Source organism: Geodermatophilus sp. SYSU D00663, assembly GCF_054050655.1.
On sequence record NZ_JBJGZT010000001.1, the window covers coordinates 281,308 to 297,158 of the forward strand.

The 15,851-nt window shown below is 76.6% G+C and carries 18 protein-coding genes; 7 read left to right on the plus strand and 11 right to left on the minus strand.

Annotated features, from left to right (window positions below; genetic code table 11):
- Positions 1-120 precede the first annotated feature (120 nt).
- Both nhaA and ACI79Z_RS01445 read left to right on the plus strand, forming a co-directional pair.
- Positions 121-1,470, plus strand: coding sequence for a Na+/H+ antiporter NhaA (gene nhaA / locus ACI79Z_RS01440; protein ID WP_387988352.1), 1,350 nt, complete (start codon positions 121-123; stop codon positions 1,468-1,470).
- A gap of 344 nt (positions 1,471-1,814) precedes the next feature.
- Entirely contained in the window at positions 1,815-2,513 is a 699-nt protein-coding gene (locus ACI79Z_RS01445) for a hypothetical protein (protein WP_387988351.1), read from the plus strand.
- A 3-nt stretch (positions 2,514-2,516) separates the two neighbouring features.
- Here ACI79Z_RS01445 and ACI79Z_RS01450 read toward each other — a convergent pair whose 3' ends face one another.
- A complete protein-coding gene (locus ACI79Z_RS01450; protein ID WP_387988350.1) occupies positions 2,517-3,449 on the minus strand; it encodes an NAD-dependent epimerase/dehydratase family protein in 933 nt (310 codons plus the stop codon).
- Between the two features lie 129 nt (positions 3,450-3,578).
- Between ACI79Z_RS01450 and ACI79Z_RS01455 the strand changes: the two genes are divergently transcribed.
- Entirely contained in the window at positions 3,579-4,274 is a 696-nt protein-coding gene (locus tag ACI79Z_RS01455; protein WP_387988349.1) for a TetR/AcrR family transcriptional regulator, read from the plus strand.
- On the opposite strand, the gene ACI79Z_RS01460 is transcribed toward ACI79Z_RS01455, so the two are convergent.
- The 3 genes from ACI79Z_RS01460 to ACI79Z_RS01470 form a co-directional block, all read right to left on the minus strand.
- Positions 4,271-5,971, minus strand: coding sequence for a DUF885 domain-containing protein (locus ACI79Z_RS01460; protein ID WP_456901452.1), 1,701 nt, complete (start codon positions 5,969-5,971; stop codon positions 4,271-4,273). The genes ACI79Z_RS01455 and ACI79Z_RS01460 overlap by 4 nt on opposite strands.
- Positions 5,968-6,504, minus strand: a complete 537-nt coding sequence (locus ACI79Z_RS01465) for an FABP family protein (RefSeq protein ID WP_456901453.1) — start codon at positions 6,502-6,504, stop codon at positions 5,968-5,970. The genes ACI79Z_RS01460 and ACI79Z_RS01465 overlap by 4 nt, the downstream gene beginning before the upstream one ends.
- Before the next feature lie 66 nt (positions 6,505-6,570).
- Positions 6,571-6,717, minus strand: a complete 147-nt coding sequence (locus ACI79Z_RS01470) for a hypothetical protein (protein WP_456901454.1) — start codon at positions 6,715-6,717, stop codon at positions 6,571-6,573.
- A gap of 209 nt (positions 6,718-6,926) precedes the next feature.
- Between ACI79Z_RS01470 and ACI79Z_RS01475 the strand changes: the two genes are divergently transcribed.
- The gene (locus ACI79Z_RS01475) at positions 6,927-8,159 is read left to right on the plus strand and encodes a PP2C family protein-serine/threonine phosphatase (protein ID WP_387988345.1); all 1,233 of its coding nucleotides are present in this window, start codon (positions 6,927-6,929) and stop codon (positions 8,157-8,159) included.
- Positions 8,160-8,266: 107 nt separating this feature from the next.
- On the opposite strand, the gene ACI79Z_RS01480 is transcribed toward ACI79Z_RS01475, so the two are convergent.
- The 7 genes from ACI79Z_RS01480 to ACI79Z_RS01510 form a co-directional block, all read right to left on the minus strand.
- Entirely contained in the window at positions 8,267-8,563 is a 297-nt protein-coding gene (locus ACI79Z_RS01480) for a DUF1416 domain-containing protein (RefSeq protein WP_387988344.1), read from the minus strand.
- Between the two features lie 2 nt (positions 8,564-8,565).
- A complete protein-coding gene (locus ACI79Z_RS01485) occupies positions 8,566-9,399 on the minus strand; it encodes a sulfurtransferase (protein WP_387988343.1) in 834 nt (277 codons plus the stop codon).
- 36 nt (positions 9,400-9,435) lie between these two features.
- Positions 9,436-9,654 carry a DUF4395 family protein gene (locus ACI79Z_RS01490; RefSeq protein WP_456901455.1) on the minus strand — a complete coding sequence of 73 codons (219 nt, stop codon included), beginning with the start codon at positions 9,652-9,654 and terminating at the stop codon, positions 9,436-9,438.
- Between the two features lie 176 nt (positions 9,655-9,830).
- Entirely contained in the window at positions 9,831-10,160 is a 330-nt protein-coding gene (locus ACI79Z_RS01495) for a thioredoxin family protein (protein WP_456901456.1), read from the minus strand.
- A 152-nt stretch (positions 10,161-10,312) separates the two neighbouring features.
- Complete coding sequence (locus ACI79Z_RS01500) at positions 10,313-11,002, minus strand: LmeA family phospholipid-binding protein (protein WP_456901457.1); 690 nt, start codon at positions 11,000-11,002, stop codon at positions 10,313-10,315.
- A 9-nt stretch (positions 11,003-11,011) separates the two neighbouring features.
- Complete coding sequence (locus tag ACI79Z_RS01505; RefSeq protein ID WP_387988340.1) at positions 11,012-11,845, minus strand: hypothetical protein; 834 nt, start codon at positions 11,843-11,845, stop codon at positions 11,012-11,014.
- The gene (locus tag ACI79Z_RS01510; protein WP_456901458.1) at positions 11,842-12,639 is read right to left on the minus strand and encodes an alpha/beta hydrolase family protein; all 798 of its coding nucleotides are present in this window, start codon (positions 12,637-12,639) and stop codon (positions 11,842-11,844) included. The genes ACI79Z_RS01505 and ACI79Z_RS01510 overlap by 4 nt, the downstream gene beginning before the upstream one ends.
- 99 nt (positions 12,640-12,738) lie before the next feature.
- On the opposite strand from ACI79Z_RS01510, the gene ACI79Z_RS01515 reads away from it, so the two are divergent.
- From ACI79Z_RS01515 to pstS, 3 genes are all read left to right on the plus strand, one after another.
- Positions 12,739-13,509 (plus strand): winged helix-turn-helix transcriptional regulator, encoded by a 771-nt coding sequence (locus ACI79Z_RS01515; protein WP_387988338.1) that lies wholly within the window; start codon positions 12,739-12,741, stop codon positions 13,507-13,509.
- Positions 13,506-14,444: a mycothiol synthase gene (gene mshD, locus ACI79Z_RS01520; RefSeq protein ID WP_387988412.1), complete on the plus strand. Its 939-nt coding sequence runs from the start codon at positions 13,506-13,508 to the stop codon at positions 14,442-14,444. The genes ACI79Z_RS01515 and mshD overlap by 4 nt, the downstream gene beginning before the upstream one ends.
- 243 nt (positions 14,445-14,687) lie before the next feature.
- A complete protein-coding gene (gene pstS / locus ACI79Z_RS01525) occupies positions 14,688-15,812 on the plus strand; it encodes a phosphate ABC transporter substrate-binding protein PstS (protein ID WP_387988337.1) in 1,125 nt (374 codons plus the stop codon).
- The last annotated feature ends 39 nt before the right edge of the window (positions 15,813-15,851 follow it).

Consider the following 15,851-nt stretch of genomic DNA (forward strand, 5'->3'; position numbering starts at 1 on the left):
TCTACGGACCGGCCCCGTGCACGGACGGCGACGACGGGGCCGCCGGTAGGGTGGCCGCCAGGTGTGCCGGGAAGTCTGGTCGGCGGTGTCGTGACCGACCCCTCCCCCAGGAGCCGCCCGATGACCACCCCGCACGGATCCACCCGCGTGTTCAGCCGCGGCTCGTGGACCGAGGCCAGCCGGATCGCCGCCGTCCTGCGCAGGGAGACCGTCGGCGGCGTCCTGCTGCTGATCGGCACCGTCGTCGCCCTGGTGTGGGCCAACTCGCCGTGGGCGGACTCCTACGAGGCGCTGCGCGACACCCGGGTCGGGCCGGCGTCCCTGCACCTGGACCTGACGTTGGGCACCTGGGCCGCCGACGGGCTGCTGGCGGTCTTCTTCTTCGTCGCCGGGCTGGAGCTCAAGCGCGAGTTCGTCGCCGGCGACCTGCGCGACCCGCGGCGGGCGGTGCTGCCGGTGGCCGCGGCGGTCGGCGGGATGGTGGTGCCCGCGGTGCTCTACGTGCTGGTCAACCTGGGCGGCGGTGACGCCCTGCGCGGCTGGGCGATCCCGACGGCGACCGACATCGCCTTCGCCCTCGCCGTCCTGGCGGTGATCAGCACCCACCTGCCGAGCGCGCTGCGGACGTTCCTGCTCACCCTGGCCGTCGTCGACGACCTGCTGGCCATCGCGGTCATCGCGGTCTTCTACACGTCGTCGCTGGCCGTCGGGTGGCTGGCGCTGGCGCTGGTCCCGCTCGCGGTGTTCGGCCTCCTGGTGCAGAAGCGGGTCCGCTCGTGGTGGCTGCTGCTGCCGCTGGCGCTGCTCACCTGGGTCCTCGTCCACGAGTCGGGCGTGCACGCCACGGTGGCCGGCGTGCTGCTGGCGTTCACGGTCCCGGTGGTGCGCAGCGAGGCGGCCGGCGGGCCGGGCGCGGGGCCGGGGCTGGCCGAGCACCTGGAGCACCGCTTCCGGCCGATCTCGGCGGGCGTCGCCGTGCCGGTCTTCGCGTTCTTCGCCGCCGGGGTGACCGTGGGCGGGCTGTCCGGGCTGGTCGAGTCGCTCGGCGACCGGGTCGCGCTCGGCATCGTCGTCGGCCTGGTCGTGGGCAAGGTCCTCGGGATCGTGGGCGCCACCTGGCTGGTCACCCGGTTCACCCGCGCGGAGTTCGCCGACGAGCTGGGCTGGCCGGACCTGGTCGGCATGGCGCTGCTCGGGGGCATCGGGTTCACCGTGTCGCTGCTCATCGGCGAGCTGGCCTTCGGCACCGGCAGCGAGCGCGACGACCACGTCAAGGTCGGCGTGCTCGTCGGCACCCTGACGTCGGCGTTGCTGGCGAGCGTGGTGCTGCGGCTGCGCAACCGCCGCTACCGGCGCATCGAGGCGCTGGAGGCGGTCGACGCCGACCACGACGGCATCCCCGACGTCTACCAGCGCGACCCCGACACGCCCGGCGCCCCGGGCCTGCGCAGGGGTTCAGCCGACGGCTGAACAACGTCGTTGCCGACCCCGGAACTGCGACGTACCGTCGAGGTACACGAGAGGGGAGGTGGTCCGAACAATTGAGTTCTTATCGGACTCGTGAGGTGGCTGTCCGCTAGCCGCCGTCCAGATGGGCCGCCCGTTCGGAGTGGAATCCGAACGACGGCATGATCGCCCGTCCGTCGTACGGCGGCGAGCGAGAACCGGACAGTCACCCGACCCCCGGGCTGCCGACACTTGTCCAGTCGGCCCGTGAGCTGCCGCCTCCCGAGGTGGCGCCGCGGAGCGGCCCGGGGGTTGTCCGTCCCTGGGCACGGACCCGCCCAGCGCGCTGAGGGGGAGGAACGGCGGCCGTGCAGACCGCTGGACGTTCCGCACCGGCCGGCCGTTGGATCACCGACGCCGTCCGTGCCGCTCCCCCCGACACCGTGGCCGCGCTCCTGCCGGCCCGCTTCCCCGCCTACGCCCGCGTCTTCCACCCCGCCGTCCGCTACGACGGCGACGTCGACGTGCACGTCCGCTGGGACGAGGTGGCCGCGGCCAACGGCACGCGGGCGCACCGCCTCATGCAGTGGCCCGGCATCACCGGCTCCTGGGAGTACCTCGGCGAGGCCGACCAGCCCGGGCTGTGGAACGACGCCCCCGCCGAGGGCCACCTGGTGGCGCACGTCGCGCGGGAGCTGGCCGCGGTCCTCGGGGACCAGACCACGACGCCGGGTGAGTGCTGGTTCGGCTGGGACGACGGCGGCGCCGCCGACCTGCCCCGGCTGCGCCTGCCCCGCGCCGACCTCCTGCTGACCCGCGGGCCGGTGGAGCGGGCCGCCAGCAACTTCGCCCCCGAGCCGTACGAGCAGAGCGCCGCGCTGTGGTGGCCGGCCGACCGCGCCTGGTGCGTCGTCACCGACCCCGCGCTCACCAGCACCTACGTCGGCGCCGGGGTGGCCGCCGTCGACGCGCTGCTGGCCACCCGGCTCGAGGTGGCCCCGGCGGCCCCCGCCGACCCGGTCGCGCCCGACAGCGACCCGGTCAACGCGGTGGCCCCGCGGGCCTGAGGCTCAGGCCCGCGCCGGCTCCGGCGCGCCGGCGGTCGCGGCGACGACCTCGTCCCACGGTGTGGCGGTCAGGCCGAAGACCTCGGTGGTCGCCGTCGCGTCGACCACGTACTCCTGGTCGAACTGGTGCCGCACGTCGAGGACCTCCCGCAGCACCGGCGAGAACCAGCCGGCGGCGCGGAGCACCGGCCACGGGATGCCGCTGACCGGCACCGGCTCCCGGCCCATCGCCCGCGCGAGGTCGCCGAGCGCCTGCCGCTGGGAGCGCGGCGGGGTGCTCGGCACGTGCCAGGCCCGGCCCAGCGCCCGCGCGTCGGTGCCGAGGGTCGCGAGCGTGGCGGCGACGTCGGGCAGGTACGCCCAGCTGCGGGGCGCGTCGGGGTCGCCGACCACCCAGGCGCGGCGGCCGCGGCGCAGCGCCGGGAGCTGGCGCACCAGGTGCGACTGCGCGGCCGGCACCTGCGGTCCGACGAAGTCCGCGGCGCGGGCCTCGGTCATCCGGATCCGGCCGGCCTCGTGCGCGGCCAGCGCCTCCCGCCACATGGCCACCCGCACGCGGCCCTTGGTGTCGGTGGCGGCGAGCGGGCTCTCCGGCGTCATCGGCGCGGTGGGCCGGCCGTAGACGTAGAGGTTGGCCATCGTCACGAGCACCGCCTCCGTCCGCTCGGCCGCGGTGAGCAGGGCGGCGGCCACCGGCGGCCAGTCGGTCGTCCAGCGGTGGTAGGCGGGGTTGACCGCGTTGTAGAGAGCGGCGGCGCCCTCGGTGGCGGCCGTGAGGGCCGCGGCGTCGGCGGCGTCCACCCGGCGGTGCTCGACCGCGCCGGTGGAGACGCCGCCGCTGCGCGACAGCACCCGCACCCGGTGGCCGCGGGCGGCCAGCAGCTCCGCCGTCGTCGTGCCCACCGGGCCCTTGCCGACGATCACGTGCAGTGCCATGGCGATCTCCTCGTCGTCTCATCGAGAGCGGTGCTCTCGTTCGAGGACGACGCTCTCGTACCCGGAGTGGGGCTGTCAAGAGCAGTGCTCTCCCTTGTGTACAGCGCTCTCGCCGGGGAGCATGGCCGGGTGCCCACCGCCCGCCAGCGCGTCCGCGCCGAGCTGACCGCCGAGATCACCGAGGCGGCTCGCCGCCAGCTCGCCGAGGTCGGGGCGGCGGGGCTGTCGCTGCGCGCGGTGGCGCGGGAGCTGGGCATGGCGTCGTCGGCGGTGTACCGCTACTTCCCGAGCCGCGACGACCTGCTGACCCGGCTGATCATCGACGGCTACGACGCCCTCGGGGAGGCGGCCGAGGCCGCCGACGACCCGGCCGCGGCGCCGGAGCGGCGCTGGGCGGCCGTGTGCGCGGCGGTGCGCGACCGGGCCCGGGCCCACCCGCACGAGTGGGCGCTGCTCTACGGCTCCCCCGTCCCCGGCTACAGCGCGCCGCGCGACACCGTCCCGGCCGCGTCGCGGGTCGGCGTCGTCCTCGGCCGCGTGCTCGCCGACGCCGCCCGGGCGGGCCGGCTGCACGGGTACGGCGGCCGGGTGCCCGGCCTGCTCGGCGACGTGGCGGTCGAGATCCTGGGCCAGGACGCCCCGGGCATCGACGACGCCGTCCGGGTGCGCGCCCTGCTGGCCTGGAGCGCGCTGTACGGCACGGTCAGCTTCGAGCTGTTCGGCCACCTCACCGGGTCGGTCGAGGACGCCGACGCCTACTTCGCCCGCGCGGTGGCCGAGCTCGGTGCGCTGATCGGGCTGACCGCGGACGGACCCCCGGACTAGAGGACCGCGAGCTCGGCCTCGAGGTCGTCGAGCCCGAGCGAGCCCTGCGACAGCGCCGCCATGTGCCAGGCCTTCAGGTCGAAGTCGGCACCGCGCGCCCGCTGCGCCGCCGCCCGGCCGGCCAGCCAGGCGCGCTCGCCGAGCTTGTAGCTGATCGCCTGCCCGGGCAGGCCCAGGTAGCGGATCAGCTCGCTGTCGAGGAACGCCGGGTCGCTGCCCAGGTGCTCGCGGGCGAACGCCCGCGCGAGCTCCGGTGTCCACGGCTGCCCGCGGTGCTCGGCCAGCACGCCCTCGGCGTCCTCGGGCACCGGCAGGCGCAGGTGCATGCCGATGTCGATGACCACGCGGATGGCACGCAGCTGCTGGGCGTCGAGGTAGCCCATCCGGGCGCCGGTGTCGGTGAGGTACCCGAGCTCGTCCATGAGCCGCTCGGCGTACAGCGCCCAGCCCTCGACGTTCGCGCTGACCGAGCCCAGCGACGTCTGGTAGGTGGACAGGTCGCCGGAGACGTAGGCCCACTGCGCCAGCTGCAGGTGGTGGCCCGGGACGCCCTCGTGGTACCAGATCGACACCAGGTCCCAGAGCGGGAACCGCTCGCGGCCCAGCGTCGGCAGCCAGGTGCGGCCCGGCCGGGAGAAGTCCTGCGCCGGGCGGGTGTAGTACGGCGCCGCCGCGCTGCCGGGCGGCGCGATCATCGCCTCCACCCGGCGGACCGGCTCGGCGAGGTCGAAGTGGGTGCCGTCGAGGGCGGTGACCGCCTCGTCCATCATCGCCTGCAGCCGCTGCCGGACGGCCTCGACGCCGTCGACGGCGGGGCCGTGCTCGTCGAGCCAGGCCATGGCCTCCTTGGGCGAGGAGCCCGGCCGCAGCGCCCGGGCCTCGGCCTGCTGCTCGGCCAGCAGCCGCCGGTGCTCGGCCCAGCCCCACGCGTAGGCCTCCTCCAGGCCCTCCCCCGCGCCGAGGTCCGAGCCGTTCCACCGGCGGGCGGCGACGGCGTACCGGTCCCGGCCGACGGCGTCCGGCGTCCCCTCCGCCCGCGGGAGGTACTCGTCGCGCAGGAAGTCGCGGACCTCGGCCACCGCGGCGTCGGCCGCGCGGGCGGCGGCGTCGAGGTCGCCGCGCACCGCGTCGGGGCCGGAGGCCGCCAGCCCGCCGAAGAACGGCCCGGTGAGCCACTCGCCGAGCTGGCCGACGACGGTGGACACCTGCCGCGGCGCCACGAACAGCCCGCGGCGGGCGCCCTCGCGCAGCGTGTCGAGGTAGCCGCGGTAGGCCTCGGGCACCCGGGCCATCCGGCGGGCGACCACGCCCCAGTCGTCGTCGGTCGCCGTCGGCATGAGCAGGAAGACCTGGCGGATGGAGTGCACCGGGCTGAACAGGTTCGACAGCGCCCGGAAGCCCTCGCCGGCCTCGTGCGCGGCCAGCTCGGCGCCCAGCCGCTCGCGCAGCAGCCGGGCGCAGCGGCGCTCGACCGGGTCCTCGTCCAGCGCCGGGTCGGCGGCGAGGACGGCGTCCAGCTCGGCCAGCGTCGAGCGGGTCAGCTCGGCCTCCGCCTCGAGGCCGGCGGGGCTGGGGTCGGGCAGCCGGTCGTCGCCGGGCCGGGTGCCCAGCGACGTCGCGACGATCGGGTCGAGGTCGCAGACGGCGTCGACGTAGCGGTCGGCCACCTGCCGGGGCGTGTCTCCCGGGGCGGTCACCGCAGCCGCTCCAGCCGCGCCGACATGGTGGGCCGCAGCGGGGTGTCCGCGCCGGCGCGGTCGACGGCGTACATGAGCGCCCCCTCGACGATGCCGTACAGCCGCACGGCGCGGGTGGTGTCCGGCGCGTCCTGGGTCCGCGCGACGACGTCGGTGGTGAGCTCCCAGCTCGTCGTCGTGCGGGCGCGGCCGACGTACAGCTCGAGCACGCCCTCGGCGCTGGTCACCAGCAGCTCGACGTCGTCCTCGCCGCGCGGCCGCCAGAAGCCGGACTCGCGGGACGCGGGGCCCTCGACCCGGCCGTCGTCGCCGATCAGCCAGGTGCGCGACTCGTAGGCGAGGAAGTCGCGGCCGTCGTGGGCGAACCGGATCCACTGGCCGAAGCGCCGGTCGCCGGCGTCCCCGCCGGCGAGCACGCCCTCGCCGTGCCACTCGCCCAGCAGCGGCAGCACCGACAGCAGGCCGTGCGCCACCTCGGGGCCCTCGCGGACGTCGACGGTGTCGGCGACGGGCAGTTCGGTCGGGCCGGTCACCGGCCGGCGTCCCGGGGAGGCATGCCCGCCACCGTAGCCCGGCCGCGACCTGCGCTCCCGCGGCGGTCAGCGCCCGCGGGCGGGCCGGCCCGGCGGCGACGGCGGCACGCGGCGGGACCGCTCGGCCGGCCGCCGGGCCAGCCGCCTCGCGGCGACGCCGCACGCGACCGCCAGCAGCACGGCGAGCGCGACGAGGACCCAGGCGGCGACCACGACGCCACGGTAGGCACCCACCCGGCGCTGCGCCGCGGGACCCGCCGCGGGGCGGATGGGCGCCGTGCCGATCACGGGAGGCCACCCGCCGCGGCGGTGCCCGGGCTGCGCACCTGGGCGCGTCGGGCACCCTGGAGGGGTCACGGCCCGGCGGAGCGGAGGAGGACGGCGCCATCGACCCACGGACCACGGCGGACGGCCTGCACCGGGTGGAGGCCGAGCTCGCCCGGACGGCGGCCCGCCACGAACGGGTGCTCGCGACCGTCGCCGACGGGATCTACGGCCTCGACCTGGCCGGGCGGGTGGAGTTCGTCAACCCGGCCGCCGAGCGGATCACCGGCCGGCCCGCCGCCGAGCAGCTCGGTCACGACCAGCACGAGCTCATGCACCACCGGCGGCCCGACGGCTCCCCGTACCCCCGCGAGGAGTGCCCGGTCTGGCGGGCGCTGCGGTCCGGCCGGACCGTCGCCGCCGACTCGGAGGTGTTCTGGCGCACGGACGGCACGCCGGTGCCCGTGGAGCTCATCGCCGTCCCGATGGTGGAGGACGGTGAGGTGACCGGCGTCGTCGTCTCCTTCCGCGACCTCACCGACCGGCTCGCCGCACGCCGGCAGGCCGAGGAGCTGCGGCGGGTCACCGAGCAGGCCGCCGTCGAGCGGGCGCTGTCCGACCGGCTGCAGCAGGCGCTGCTCACCCCGCCGCCGGAGCCGGACCACCTGCAGATCGCGGTCCGCTACCGACCGGCCGCCGACGGCGCCCGGGTCGGCGGTGACTGGTACGACGCCTTCCTCCAGCCCGACGGCGCGACGGTGCTCGTGATCGGCGACGTCGTCGGCCACGACAGCGACGCCGCGGCGGCGATGGGCCAGCTGCGCGGGCTGGTGCGGGCGCTGGCCTGGGACCAGCAGGAACCGCCGTCGGCGACGCTGACGCGGACCGAGCGCGCGGCGCGCGGCCTCGCGGTGGGCACCCTGGCCACCGTGGCGCTCGCCCGCGTCGAGCGGCACCCGGACGTGCCGGTGGCCGGGACCCGGGTGCTGCGCTGGAGCAACGCCGGCCACCTGCCGCCGGTCCTGCTCGCCCCGGACGGGACCACCACGCTGCTGGAGACCCGCCCCGACCGCATGCTCGGCGTCGATCCCGACACGCGGCGCACCGACCACACGGCCGAGCTGGCGGACGGGCACACCCTGCTCCTCGTCACCGACGGCCTGGTCGAGCGCCGCGACGCCGACCTCGACGCCGGGCTGGCGGCGCTGCGGGAGGCCCTGCGCGACCTCGGCGAGGTCCCGCTGGAGGAGCTGTGCGACACCGTGCTGGCCCGGATGGTGCCCGCGGCCGGCGCCGACGACGTCGCGCTGGTCGCCGTCCGCGCGTTCCCCGAGGACCGGCCGCGCCCCCCGGAGGCCGGCCCCAACCGGCTCCCGCCCGGCATCTCCTGACCCCGGACACGACCGACCCCGGACACGACCGACCCCGGACACGACCGACCCCGGACACGACGGCGCCCCTCCCGGCCGCAGCCGGGAGGGGCGCCGTGCGCAGGGGACTACTTCTCGAGGACGACGGTCGTCTCCGTCAGCCCGACCTCGGCCTCGACGACGCGCTCACCGCGGCCGACGGGGGCCAGCGAGCGCAGCTTCCAGGTGCCCGGTGCGGCGAAGAAGCGGAACTCGCCCTCCGGGCTGGTGACCACCTCGGCGGTGAACTCGTCGGTGGCGTCGAGCAGCCGGACGTAGGCACCGGCCACCGGCGCGCCGTCGTGCCACACCTGGCCCTGGATCACCGTCTGGGTGGCCAGGTCGATCCCGGCGAGGGCACCGCCCTGCCTCGGGGCGCCGCACACGCTCAGGCCCCCTTCTCGATCGGGACACCGACCAGCGAGCCGTACTCGGTCCAGGAGCCGTCGTAGTTCTTGACGTTCTGGTGGCCGAGCAGCTCGCGCAGCACGAACCAGGTGTGGCTCGAGCGCTCACCGATCCGGCAGTAGGCGATGGTGTCCTTGGACTCGTCGAGGCCGGCGTCGGCGTAGAGCTTGCGCAGCTCGTCGTCGCTCTTGAAGGTGCCGTCCTCGTTGGCCGCCTTGCTCCACGGCACGTTCACCGCGGTCGGGATGTGGCCGGGACGCTGCGCGCCCTCCTGCGGCAGGTGGGCGGGGGCGACCAGCTTGCCGGCGAACTCGTCGGGCGAGCGGACGTCGACCAGGTTCTGCTGGCCGATCGCGGCGACGACCTCGTCGCGGAAGGCGCGGATGGAGGTGTCGGGCTCCTGGGCCCGGTACTGGGTGGCCGGGCGCTCGACGGCGTCGGAGGACAGCGGGCGGCTGTCGAGCTCCCACTTCTTGCGGCCGCCGTCGAGGAGCTTGACCTGGTCGTGGCCGTAGAGCTTGAAGTACCAGTAGGCGTAGGCGGCGAACCAGTTGTTGTTGCCGCCGTAGAGGACGACGGTGTCGTCGTTGCCGATGCCCTTGGCGGACAGCAGCTCCTCGAACTGCTCCTTGCCCACGAAGTCGCGGCGCAGCGGGTCCTGGAGGTCGGTCTTCCAGTCCAGCTTGACCGCGCCCTCGATGTGGCCCTTGTCGTAGGCGCTGGTGTCCTCGTCGACCTCGACGAAGACGATGCCGGGGGCGCCGATGTTCTCCTGCGCCCAGTCGGCGGTGACGAGCACGTCGTTGCGGCTCATGGGGGGTCTTCCTCCCTGTGGTGGGTGTGCGGACGGTCAGGCGGTGGGGGCGGGACGGGCCCGCCGGACGGTCGGGTACGGCTCGCGGCCGGGGCAGGACGCGGTGGCCCCGTCGAGCAGGGCCGCGACGAGGACGAACCCGGTGGCGACGGCGCCGAGCACCGGCGCACCGAGCAGGTACCCCGCCGCGCCGACGGCGGAGACGAGGGCCAGGACGGCGCCGGTGACCCACGCGGTGGGGCGGGGCCCGCGCACGTCGACCGTGCGGCAGGACTCAGGGGCATGAAGAGGGGTCTCCGGACGGCGGTCAGGGCACGTCTGGGCGGGGTGGAACCGCCCTCAGGAGGCGCGACACAGGCAGCTGCCGACGCGGCACAGGTCCACTGTGCGGCGCGAGGTCAGCAGGGTGCCCACGCGGCGAGGGTAGCCGATCACGACCGGGCGCCCGTGTGCGCGTCCACCAGGGCGGTGAGCTCCCCCGGGCGCGGGGCGCCGCTGCTGCGGCCCAGCAGCCTGCCCGACCGGTCCAGGTAGAACAGCGTCGGCGTGCGCCGGACGTCGAGCTCGCGGACGGCGTCGAGGTGGCTCTCGGCGTCGACGTGCACGTACGCCAGGCCCGGCCGGGTCGCCTCCAGGTGCTGCAGCCGGGCGCGGGTGGTGCGGCACGGCCCGCAGAACGCGGTGGAGAACTGGACGACGGTCAGGTCCGCCTCGCCCGGCCGCACGCCGAGCTCCTCGAGGACCGCGGTCGGTCCGCCCACGGGCTCCTCCTCCGTCCTGGGCCGGCCGTCGCGGGTGCGCAGCCACCGGGCCGCCGCGGCGGTCGGCACGAGCGCCCCGGCGAGCACCGCCGGGGCGGTCCCGCTCGTCCCCCGCACCAACCCGACCGCCTCGGTGCGCATTCCCGGGCGGCTCAGGGCGCGCGCAGCACCGTGTCGGTGGCCGCGGCGGTGACCTCGACGCCGGCGTCGGCCGGGCGCAGGCCGGTCAGCTCCAGTCCGAACGGCAGCTCGACCGGGTAGCGCAGGTCGAGCAGGTCGCTCGCCCGGTCGACGACGACGTCGGGCACGTCGACACCGGCCGCGTCGGCCTCCTCGACGTCGACCACGAGGTCCTGGCCGTCCAGCGACACCGTGCCCGCGGCGGTGAGCGGGACGGTGTGGCCGAGCACCTCCACGGTCCGGGTGACCCGCAGCCCGTCGCCCTCGCGGGCCACGGCGGTGTCGCCGCCGAGCTGCTGCGCGAGCAGCGCGTAGGACAGCGTCGCCGTGCCGTCGACCCGGTCCACCGGCACCTCGCGCACGGACCCCGACAGCGCGTCGGACAGCGGCACGTGCGCCCCGCGCAGCCGGACGTCGGCGGTGGTCCCCTCCGGCTGCCGGAGCTCGGCGGCGGTCAGGGAGATGCGGACGTCCTCGTAGGTCCCCGACACCGCCTGGGTGAGGAACGGCCAGCCCCGGACGTCGACGTCGGGCGTCCCGGCCAGCCCGCCGGCGTCCCGCAGCGCCTCGGCGACCCGGTCCTCGGCGACGCCCTCGGCGACCGGGTCGGCCACCAGCGCGAGGACGGCCACCAGCGCGAGGACGACGAGCAGGGCGCGCACGGCTGCGGATCAGACGGCGGCCAGGGCCAGCAGCACCGGCGCGCAGACGGCCAGCGGCAGCACGGCCTCGACCGCGACCCCGGCGACGGCGGCACCGCGGCGCCGCTCCCCGGCGCCGCCCACCGCGAACGAGGCGGCGGTCCCGGCGAGGCCCGCGACGAGGCCCAGCACCAGGCCGGTCGCGACGCCGCCGACGACGTCGGCCGTCCCGCCGGTGCCGCCCGCCACCAGCGTGACCACGACCCCGGTAGCCACGGCGAGCAGCAGCCCCGTCACGCCGCGGTCGGCGCCCGGGGCCACCGCGGGGCGGGGCAGCACGGCGTCGGCGAGGTGCGCGACGACCAGCGCGGCGCCGGCGGTGAGCAGCGGCGCGGCGGCGACCTCGCCGTCGTCGCCGGCGACGTCGGGCAGCAGCAGGAGCGCCAGCGCGCAGACGGCGGTGACCAGCAGCGCCACGCTGCCCAGCGAGCCGACGACGTCGGTGCGCGGCGGCCGGCGCAGCATCTGGTGCAGCACCGCGACGATCAGCGCGGGCCCGGCGACGGCCAGCAGCAACCCGGGGCCGGGCCGGTCCGCGTCACCGGCGAGCAGGTCCACGGCGAGGTCGGCGCCGACGGCGGCCGCCGCCCCGACCACCGCGACACCCGCCGCCCCGGCCGGCGCCGTGGCGGCCACCCAGCCCGCGACGAGGAGGGCCTGCAGCACGAGGACGGCGGCCAGGCGGCCGTGCTCCCCGAGCAGGTCCGGCGCGAGCAGCACCAGTGCGACGGCGGCGCCGGCGACGACGGCCGCGGCGGCGTGCCGCGCGCGGGCGGCGGGCGGGGAGTCCAGCGCCGTGGTCACGTCCCCTCCTGCCCGGGACCGCCCGGCGCCCCCGTCGGCGCCGGCACCTCCCGCTCGCCCCCGATCGTCGCAGACGCCCAGCGCCCGACGCGCTCGACGAGCGGAGCGGTGAGGGCGCTCTCGGCGTGTCCGAAGCCGGGGACCACCCACGCGGTCGCCGTCGGGCCGGCCGCCCGTGCCAGCGCGCGGGCGTGCTCGAGCGGGAAGTAGGCGTCCCGGTCGCCGTGCACGAGCAGCAGCGGCGTCGGGGCGATCCGGGCGACCGCCTCCAGCGGCGACGACGGCACGGTCTCCCACGGCGGCGCCAGGCGGACGCCGAGCAGGCGCGCGCCGGCCCGCCGGCCGAGCGTCGTCTCCAGCAGCCAGTGCACGCGGCGCATGGGCGGGGTGTCGCGGACGTACCAGCGGCTGACCGCGCTGACGGCGACCACCGCGTCAGGGCGGTGCCGGCCGTGCGCCGCCTGCCGCAGCACCGCGCCCCCGCCCATGGACAGCCCGAGGGTCACCACCGCGCCCGCGCCGTCGGCCCGCGCCGCGGCTACCGCCGCGTCGACGTCGCGCAGCTCGTCGTCGCCGCCGGCCCCCGTGCCGCCCCCGGAGCGGCCGTGCCCGCGGAAGTCCAGGGCGCGCACCTCGCCGAACCGGGACAGCCAGCCGGCCATCCGCCGGAACGGCGGGTAGGCGGTGGAGTTCGTGAACCCGTGCGCCACGACGAAGACCGCGCCCGTCGCCGGCCCCGAGCCCGGGACGACGACGCCCTCGAGCCGCACGCCGTCCTCGGTGCGGACCGTCACCGGACGCGCTCGGGTGACCTCGGAGGGAACGGGACGCACGTCGGCTATCCTGCGGTCTCGGTTCGACAGCGCCGTCGATGCCCTCCCCGAGGAGACGACATGCGACTCGTGCTCATGACCGCGGCGCGTCAGGCGACCACCGAGGTGCTGCCCGCCCTGGGGCTGCTCGGCCACCAGGTCCGCGTCGTTGCCCCCGAGCTGTCGAGCCTGCTCGACGGCGACTCCGGCGACGTCGTGCTCGTCGACGCCCGCCACGACCTCATCCAGGCCCGCACGCTGTGCAGCCTGCTGTCCTCGACCGGCGTGGCCTCCGCCCTCGTCGCGGTCCTGTCCGAGGGCGGGCTGGTCGCGCTGTCGGCCGACTGGGGCGTCGACGACGTCCTGCTCGACACCGCCGGCCCGGCCGAGGTGGACGCCCGGCTGAAGTGGGCCACCGCCCGCCGGCTCGCCGCGACCACGCCCGCCGACGGCGCCGACGGCGGCGTCACCCAGGCCGGCGAGCTGGTCATCGACGAGCACAGCTACTCGGCGAAGCTGCGCGGCCGCCCGCTCGACCTCACCTACAAGGAGTTCGAGCTCCTCAAGTACCTCGCCCAGCACCCGGGCCGGGTGTTCTCCCGCGCCCAGCTGCTGCAGGAGATCTGGGGCTACGACTACTTCGGCGGCACCCGCACCGTCGACGTCCACGTGCGCCGGCTGCGCGCCAAGCTCGGCACCGAGCACGAGGCGCTGATCGGCACCGTCCGCAACGTCGGCTACAAGCTCGACCAGCAGGTCGCCGACGCGACCGCCGCGGCCGCCCGCGCCGAGGCCGAGCGGTCCGCCGGCACGGTCGCCGACACCTCGCCCACCACCGCCCCGCTGCTCTGAGCGCCGTCGCCGTCTCCGACTCCGCCGGGCTCGACCCCGCGCGGACCGCCGCCGTCCTCGCGCTGCTGCGCGCGGCCGCGGCGGCCGACGGCGTCCGCCCGCTGTCGGAGGAGGCCGAGCTGCGGCTGCAGCACGGCGGCCCGCCCGGCGGCCGGGACGTCGTCGCCACCGAGCCGGACGGCCCGCTCACCGGCTACGCCCGGCTCGAGCTCGGTGACGGCACCGGGGACGCCGAGGCCGAGCTGGTCGTCGCGCCCACGGCCCGGGAGCGCGGGGTGGGCGGCGCGCTGCTGACCCGGCTCGAGGAGCTCGCCGACGGCCGTCCGCTGCGGGTCTGGGCGCACGGCGACCTGCCGGCCGCCACCGCGCTGGCCGGCGCCCGCGGCTACACCCGGGCCCGCGTGCTGCTGCAGATGCGCCGCCCGCTCACCGACGCCGACCTCGACGCCGCCGCCCCGCTCCCGCCGGACGTGTCCGTGGCCGCCTTCCGCCCCGGCCGGGACGAGGCCGCCTGGCTGCGGCTCAACGCGCGGGCCTTCGCCGCCCACCCCGAGCAGGGCGCCTGGACGCCGGAGGACCTGCGGCTGCGCGAGGCCGAGCCCTGGTTCGACCCGGCCGGCTTCCTGCTGGCCTGGCGCGGCGACCCCGACGCCGGCGGCGCGCTGCTCGGCGCGCACTGGACCAAGGTGCACCCGCCCGGCGACGCCGGCCCGGACGCCGTCGGCGAGGTGTACGTGCTGGGCATCGACCCCGACGCCCAGGGGCTCGGGCTCGGCCGGGCGCTCACCGTGCGCGGCCTGGCACACCTGCGCGGGCGCGGGCTGGACGAGGTGCTCCTCTACACCGAGGAGGACAACACCGCGGCGGTGACGCTCTACGAGCGCACCGGCTTCACGCGGTACGCCGTCGACGTCTCCTGGCGGCGCGTCCCCTGATCCCGGGCACGCGGCGCAAACGTCCCTTTGTGCCGCACCGGACGTGTCCACCGCCACCCGACTCGCACGCGTTCACCTGCCGGACGTGATGCTGTTCTCACCCCGTCGGGAAAGGCTCGACCGGCGTTCACCGGGCGTTCATCGAGCGACCCGGGACCGGCCACCTGGGCTGCCTACCGTCCCGTTCCGTTGGTCCTCCCCTGCCCGGCATTGAGGTCCGGGCACCTCCGGAAAGGCACTGGCTTGAAGCTCAGCACCCGGTCGCGCGCCGTCGTCCTCAGCACGGCGCTGGCCAGCACCCTCACGCTCGCCGCGTGTGGCGCCGCCAACGAGTCCGACAGCGCCTCGGGCGGCGGCGACGGCGGCAGCGGCGCGAGCGCCGCCGAGCTCAGCGGCGACCTCGTCGGTGCCGGCGCCAGCAGCCAGCAGGCGGCCATGGAGGCCTGGCAGGCCGGCTTCGAGGGCGAGTACCCCGACGTCCAGTTCAGCTACGACCCGGCCGGCTCCGGCGCGGGCCGCGAGCAGTTCATCGAGGGCCGGGCCGACTTCGCCGGCTCCGACGCCGCTCTGGACGAGGAGGAGCTCACCGCCGCGCAGGAGCGCTGCGGTGGCGGCGAGGTCTTCGAGCTGCCGAACTACATCTCGCCGATCGCGGTGATCTTCAACCTCGAGGGCGTCGACCAGCTGAACCTCACGCCCGACGTGATCGCCCGCATCTTCACCGGCCAGATCACCACCTGGAACGACCCGGCGATCGCCGAGGCCAACCCGGACGCCCAGCTGCCCGACACGGCGATCACCCCCGTGCACCGCGCCGACGACTCCGGCACCACGGACAACTTCACCGACTACCTGTTCCAGACCGCCGGTGACGTGTGGACCTCGGAGCCCGACGGCGTGTGGCCGCTGCCCGGTGGCGAGGCCGCCAACGGCACGTCCGGCGTCGTGGGCGTCGTCGAGAGCACGGCCGGTGCCGTGACCTACGCCGACGCCAGCCGCGCCGGCGAGCTCGGTGTCGCCAACGTCGGCGTCGGCTCGGAGTTCGTCGCCCCGTCGGCCGAGGCCGCCGCCGCCGTCGTGGAGAACTCCCCCGCGGTCGAGGGCCGTGGCCAGTACGACTTCGCCATCGAGGTCAACCGGCAGACCGAGGGCTCGGGCGAGTACCCGATCGTCCTGGTCAGCTACCACATCGGCTGCGTCGAGTACGACGAGCAGGCGACCGCCGACAACGTCAAGGCCTTCATGTCCTACGTGGTCAGCGAGGACGGCCAGCAGGCCGCCGCCGACAACGCCGGCAACGCGCCGATCTCCGACACCCTGCGCGACCAGGCCCAGCCCGCGGTGGACGCCATCACGGCCGCCGGCTGACCCAGCACCCCACCCGGTGGCCCGGGGCGTCGGCCGACG